General features: G+C 54.9%; 1 protein-coding gene. It reads right to left on the reverse strand.

The window, feature by feature from the left end; translation table 11 throughout:
* Positions 1 to 8 precede the first annotated feature (8 nt).
* Positions 9 to 938: IS3 family transposase (locus tag HB680_RS32475; RefSeq protein ID WP_213942333.1), on the reverse strand; the 930-nt coding region annotated here is incomplete at its 5' end.

Below are 938 nucleotides of genomic sequence, written 5' to 3' on the forward strand. Positions count from 1 at the left end.
TGTAGTGGTCAACTAATTCCGGACACCTCGATAGGAGGTTTTGACGCCATCGCCCGCTCGTAGACGGTCGGTGGCAGATATCCCAGTTTCGAGTGCAGCCGTTCGTTGTTGTAAAACCCAACAATGTACTCGGTGATGTCACGGATCGCTTCAGCATGGTTGGCGTAGTCACGTCGCCATACCCGTTCCATTTTCAAACTCAGGAAGAAGCGCTCCATCACCGCGTTATCCCAGCAATTACCTTTACGGCTCATGCTCTGCTGCATGTCGTTTCTTGCCAGTAACTCTCTGTAAGTTGCACTCGCGTATTGGCTGCCACGATCCGAATGGGCAATCAAGCCTGGTGGTGGTTGGCGCTGCGCGATGGCCAGTTGCATCGCGGTGCATACCAACTCAGCAGGCATGTTCGGAGCCATCGACCAGCCCACTATCTTGCGCGAGAACAAGTCCAATACCACGGCCAGGTACAGCCAGCCACTTCGGGTGCGGATGTAGGTGATGTCTGCCACCCAGGCCTTGTTTGGCGCCGTTGGATCAAATTTTCGGCTCAGTACATTCTCGGCGATCGGCAGGTCATGATTGCTATCGGTGGTGTGCACAAACTTGCGCTTCCAAGCCGAACGTAGCCCATTGGCACGCATTAAACGGCGGATTTTATACAGCCCAACAGACAGGCCTTTGCCGCGCAAAGCGTCGCGCAAGGGGCGGCTGCCGTAGCAGCCACCACTCTCGGCAAAAGACGCCTTGAGTTGCACAACGACAGGACAACTCTGGCGAACGGGCGCATCAGCACGCTTTTGCGACTCATAAAATCCCGAACGACTGATGCTCAGTAACCGACAGACATGTGCCACTGAGTAAGCCTTCTGTTGCAGCTGCCGAACCAGTCGATACCTTACTTCAGCTCGCGGGCAAAGAAGGCCGTAGCCTTTTTTAAG

Origin of the sequence: Pseudomonas sp. dw_612 (assembly GCF_018449725.1) — a bacterium.
Classification (GTDB): Bacteria; Pseudomonadota; Gammaproteobacteria; order Pseudomonadales; family Pseudomonadaceae; genus Aquipseudomonas.